Origin of the sequence: Ornithinibacter sp. (genome assembly GCF_035443565.1) — a bacterium.
Taxonomy (GTDB): Bacteria; Actinomycetota; Actinomycetes; order Actinomycetales; family Dermatophilaceae; genus Fodinibacter.
The window spans coordinates 1-5,445 of sequence record NZ_DAORSO010000146.1 but is presented as its reverse complement, the minus strand read 5'-3'; the positions used below and the strand labels follow the sequence as shown (position 1 = coordinate 5,445).

Below are 5,445 nucleotides of genomic sequence, written 5' to 3'. Positions count from 1 at the left end.
CTCGAGGACGCCCGCCTGCACCACGGGTGGCTCCAGGCCTGGGGTGAGCGCGGTGTCGGCTCACGGTTCCGCCTGACCCTGCCGCAGCGGGCGGGGGCGACCCTGCACGGCTCACCGCTGCCGCTCAGCCCGAACGAGGAGCCATGACCAGGCTCGTGCGGGCGGCCCTGGCGCTCCTCGTGGTGCTGGCGCTCGCCGGCTGTGGTGGGCTGTCGCGCGAAGGGCCCGTCGAGCCGGGGCGCGAGGTCGGCAGCGGTCGCCCCGCCGACCTGCGGGTGACCTTCCCCGGGCCCCGGGACGGTGAGAGCCAGGAGAGCATCGTGCGCGGGTTCGTGCGCGCGGGCGCGGCCAGCGATGCCGCCTACGACAACGCGCGCGCCTTCCTCACCGCCCAGGTCAGCGAGGCCTGGAAACCTGACGTCTCGCTCGTGCTCCTCGCCGAGGCAGCCCCACCCGCCACGGTGCTCGTCAACCCCGCGACCGTGCGCATCACCGCCAAGGTCGCCGCCACCGTCGACGAGGAGGGGCGCCACACCGCCGCGGCCCCGGGCAGCACCGTGACAGCCGACTTCCAGCTCGAGACCGTGGGCGGGCAGTGGAGAATCGCCGCCCTTCCCGAGGGTTTCGGCCGCTGGATCGCCAGCACCGAGGTCAACCGGCTCGTGCGCCCCTACGCCGTGCACTACGTGTCGACGAGTCAGCGAGCGCTCATCCCGGACGTGCGATGGTTCCCCGTCGATCGCCTGGCCACCCGGCTGGCGCGCGCCCAGATCCTGCCCCTGCCCGAGCACCTCGACGGTGCTGCCGTCACGGCGGTCCCGTCTGGTGCGCGGCTGCTCGGCGACGCCGTCTCGATCAACTCAGGGGTCGCCACGGTCAACCTCATCTCGAGCAAGCTGGCGCCCGGCCAGACGACGAGGCAGAACCTGTGGGCGCAGTTCGTCGCCACGCTCACCCAGGACCCGGCGGTCACGAGGGTCTCCCTCTCCGTCGACGACGTTCCCGTCAACCTGCTCACGCTCGACGGTTCAGCCGGCACGTTGGCCGAGATCGGGTTCATCCCGCCGCCGCCCGTCACCCTCGCTGCCCCGGTGGTTCGGCGCGGCGAGGAGGTCGCGGTCTTCGATCCCAGCAGCCTCGGGGACCAGGAACCGCGCGAGCCCGCCGACCAGCGCGCCTACCCCGCCGTGCCCGCAGGGTTCTCCCGACTGGCCCTGTCCGCGGACGGCAGCGAGGTGGCGGCGATCAACCCGGGCGGTGACGGCATCTCCCGCTGGCGCGATGCCAATCGCTACGTCGTGCCGCTGCCCGGCGGTGCCGTCGGGAGCCCGTCCTACGACCGCCGGGGGTGGCTGTGGGTGGGTGCCGTCGGGGCCGGAGGTGCCGGCGCGCCGCGACTGTTCGTCGTCAACACGGCATCCGACCCGGCCGGGGGCGACGCCGCTGCCGTCGCCATCGAGGCGGCCTGGCTCGCCGGGCGCAGGGTGCTCGAGGCTCGAGTGTCCCCCGACGGCGACCGCATCGCCGTGCTGTCCACGGCGGCCGACGGCCGCGACTCGCGCATCGACCTCACGGGCGTCGTTCGCTCGCGCGCCGGTCAGCCGCAGCGCCTCGCGTCGCCGCTGCGCCTCGGCGCCTCGTTGTCGAGGGCGACGAGCCTGGCCTGGCTCGACGAGCGCACCCTGACCGCTCTCGGGGTCCTCGAGGGCAGCATGCTCCAGCCGGTCATCGTCACCGTCGGCGGAGGCGTGCGGGCCCTGACGGCCGCCCCGGATGCCGTGGCCATCACCTCCACGGGCGGCGAGCGTGCCCTGTGGGTCACCACGTCCACCGGCCGCCTGCTCGGCCGTGCTGGGTCCCAGTGGGTCGACAGCGGCCCGGCGACCGACCTCGCCGTCGCGTCCGGCTGACCCGACCGTCCACAGGGGGCGATCTCGACCGGCGCCAGCACGTGGTGTCGGGTCATGCTGGGGCGCAGGGGGTGCCATGGGGGACAGGCTCTGGGAACGGGTGGTGGGCGCAGCGGCCGCGGCCGGTGAGCTCGTGCTGCCGTCCCGGTGCGCGGCCTGCCACCGACCCGGCCCACCGCTCTGCCGAGCCTGCACGCAAACCCTGCGCACGGCATCCGAGGGGTGGCCCGCGCTCGTCACCCTCGATCCGGCACCGGCCGTGATGCCGGCCTGCTGGGCGGCGGCGCCGTTCGACGGGCCGCTGCGGATGGCCGTGACCGCCTACAAGGACGAGGAGAGACGTGACCTGCGCCCGGCCCTCGCCCAGCTGCTCGCGTCAGCCCTGACGACGGCCTTCGCAGCCGACCCCACCCTGCGTCACCACGTCTCGCGGGGCGAGCCCGTGCTGCTCGTGCCCCTTCCGACGGCGCGCTCCTCGCGGCGGCGGCGGGGCGACGACCCGGTCGGGGACCTCGCCCGGGCCGGTGCGCGTGGTGGCCCACCCGGCATCCACCTCGCGCCAGCCCTGCGGCACACCAGGCGGGTGGCCGACCAGGCCCGCCTCGACCGGGGTGCACGGGCGGCGAACCTCGCCGGCGCGATCGAGGTCTCGCGGCGTTGGCGCGAGGTCGTCAGGGGATCGACGTGTGTGCTCGTCGACGACGTCGTGACCACCGGAGCGACGATGGCGGAGGCCGCACGGGCGCTTCGCGCCGTGGGCGCGGACCACGTCGTCGCCGCCGCGGTGGCCGCCACCCCGCGCCGTGTGACCCCCGCCCTTGTGGCCCATCGGGTGGCCGACTAGCGTCAGTGCATGAGCCCCGATTGTGCGGAGGTGGTGCCGAGATTCGCCGTAGAGCACTGAGCAACAACCCCCCGAGCACAAGGAGGACCACGTGGACATTTCCGTCACCGGACGGCACCTGAACGTCTCTGATCGATTCCGTGCGCACATCGAGGAGAAGCTGGCGAAGATCACCCAGCTCGAGCCCCGCACGCGTCGAGTGGAGGTTCTGATCAGCCACGAGCCCAACCGCCGGCAGGCCAAGGCCTGCGACAAGGTGGAGATCACCTGCTACGCCAAGGGGCCCGTCATTCGGGCCGAGGCGTGCGAAGAGGACAAGTACGCAGCCCTCGACGTGGCGATCGACAAGCTGATGGAACGGCTCAGGAGGCAGCACGACCGGCGACAGGTCCACCGAGGGCGTCGAACCCCCGAGTCCGTGGCGGCCGCGACCGCCCGCATCGTGCCGCCGACGGAGCAGTCCGTGGCCGACGCCGCCCCCGAGGTCGACGAGCCGGACGGCCCGTTCGGCGACTCGCCGGTCGAGGTCCGCGAGAAGATCCACCGCTCCTCGCCGATGACGCTGGCTGACGCCCTGCGCGAGATGGAACTCGTCGGGCACGACTTCTACCTCTTCCACGACACCGACACCGACCGCGCGAGCGTGGTCTACCGCCGCCGTGGGTGGAGCTACGGCGTGCTGCACCTCGACCTCGACGACAGCCCGCAGGACGGGCTCGCCGACGACGAGGCAGCCGCCTCCTGAGGGCGCGCAGGTCCGGGTGGTGGGCAACACCGCCCGGACCTGCCACCATGTTCTCGTGCAGGGTGACGTAGGGACCGTGAACGGAGACCGCGTGCAGTCAGTTTCCCCGGGGGCGGTGACCCGTGTGGTCATCGCGGACGACCACGCCCAGTACCGGCGAGGCATGCAGATCGTCGTCGAGCTCGAGGGCACCGCGCGCGTCGTCGGCGAGGCATCCAACGGTGACGAGGCCCTGGCGGTCTGCACCCGGCTGCGGCCCGACATCGTGCTCATGGACGTTCGGATGCCGGGCGTCGGCGGCATCGAGGCCTGCCGCCGGATCCGCTGGGCGGTGCCCGAGACCCGCATCATCATGCTCACCATGTCCGACGAGGAGGACGACCTCTTCGAGGCGATCAAGGCCGGCGCCAGCGGCTACCTGCTCAAGGACGTGCCGGGTGAAGAGGTGTTGGCGGCGATCGGTCGGGTCGGCGAGGGGCAGGCGATCATCCCGGCCAGCATGGCTGCCACGCTGCTGACCGAGTTCGCCCGGCTCAGCCACGACCCCGAACCGCTCCAGCGCTCGCTGCCTCCGCTCACCGATCGCGAGGTCGAGGTGCTGCGCCTGGTCGCGCGGGGCCAGGCCAACCGCGAGATCGCCGAGGCGCTGGTCATCTCGGAGAACACCGTGAAGAACCACGTGCGCAACATCCTCGAGAAGCTGCACCTGCACTCACGGGTCGAGGCCGCGGTCTACGCGCACCAGAAGCACCTGATCCCCACGGATGAGTGACGCGCCCGCGAGCGTGCGTCTGTCGCAACGGGCCGCGCGCCGCATCGCGCTCGCCGCGCAGGGGTTCGGGCGGCCACGCCCCGACAGCCCCGGCATCCGTGACGTCCAGCGGGTCATCGACACCGTCACCGTCGTGCAGATCGACAGCGTCAACGTCGTCTCGCGCAGCCACTACCTCCCGTTCTTCTCGCGGCTCGGGGTGTACGACACCGCGCTCGTCGATGCCGCCCGTGACCGGGCGCCGAGACGCCTCGTCGAGTACTGGGCGCACGAGGCCTCGCTCGTCGCGCCCTCGACGTGGCCCCTGCTCGACTTCCGGATGCGGCGGGCCCGCGAGGACGCGTGGGGCAACATGCGGCACGTCGCGCGCGAGAACCCCGACCTCGTCGAGGCCGTGCTCGACGAGGTGGCCCGGCGCGGGCCGCTGACCAGCCGCGAGGTGGAGGCCGCCCTGGCCCACGACCTGCCTCGCCAGCGCGATGACTGGGGCTGGAACTGGTCCGTGGTCAAGAGCGCCCTCGAGCACCTGTTCTGGGCGGGGGAGGTGTCCAGCGCCGGGAGGACGGCGCAGTTCGAACGGCGCTACGCGGTGCCGGCGCGGGTGCTGCCACCGGCGCTGCGTGCGCTCGCGCTCGACCCGGACGCCCGGCCCTCGGAGGACGAGAGCTTTCGCCGGCTCATCGAGATGTCCGCTCGCGCCCACGGTGTCGGCACCGAGCAGTGCCTGCGTGACTACTTCCGGCTGCGCCCCGAGCAGGCCAGGCCGGCCATCGCGGCGCTCGTGGCCGAGGGAACCCTGGTGCCGGCCGAGATCGAGGGCTGGCGACGGCCCGCCTACCTGCACCGAGACGCCCGGCGACCACGCGGCATCCGGGCGCGGGCCCTGTTGTCACCGTTCGACTCCCTCATCTGGCAGCGCGACCGCACGAGTGCTTTGTTCGGGTTCGACTACCGGCTCGAGATCTACGTGCCCGAGCACCTGCGCGTGCACGGGTACTACGTGTTGCCGTTCCTTTTGGGGGAGGACCTCGTCGCGCGCCTGGACCTCAAGGCCGACCGGGCCGCGGGGGTGCTGCGGGTTCGGCGGTGCACGTGGGAGCCCGGCCGCGGCGGTGCGGAGGACCAGCGAGAGCTCGACGAGGAACTCGCCCTGCTGGCGACCTTCCTCGGCCTC

At 73.0% G+C, this 5,445-nt stretch carries 5 protein-coding genes; all 5 read left to right on the top strand.

Translation table 11 applies throughout. From position 1 onward, the window contains the following. The first annotated feature begins 143 nt into the window (after positions 1-143). The gene (locus tag PLL68_RS12075) at positions 144-1,910 is read left to right on the top strand and encodes an LpqB family beta-propeller domain-containing protein (protein WP_324534405.1); all 1,767 of its coding nucleotides are present in this window, start codon (positions 144-146) and stop codon (positions 1,908-1,910) included. Between the two features lie 76 nt (positions 1,911-1,986). Continuing rightward, the gene (locus tag PLL68_RS12070) at positions 1,987-2,754 is read left to right on the top strand and encodes a ComF family protein (RefSeq protein WP_324534403.1); all 768 of its coding nucleotides are present in this window, start codon (positions 1,987-1,989) and stop codon (positions 2,752-2,754) included. A gap of 91 nt (positions 2,755-2,845) precedes the next feature. Beyond that, positions 2,846-3,499, top strand: coding sequence for a ribosome hibernation-promoting factor, HPF/YfiA family (gene hpf / locus PLL68_RS12065; RefSeq protein WP_324534401.1), 654 nt, complete (start codon positions 2,846-2,848; stop codon positions 3,497-3,499). A gap of 91 nt (positions 3,500-3,590) precedes the next feature. Continuing rightward, positions 3,591-4,271, top strand: coding sequence for a response regulator (locus PLL68_RS12060; RefSeq protein ID WP_324534399.1), 681 nt, complete (start codon positions 3,591-3,593; stop codon positions 4,269-4,271). After that, positions 4,264-5,445 (top strand): winged helix-turn-helix domain-containing protein (locus PLL68_RS12055; protein WP_324534397.1); only part of this gene is annotated, 1,182 nt, incomplete at its 3' end. The genes PLL68_RS12060 and PLL68_RS12055, both read left to right, overlap by 8 nt.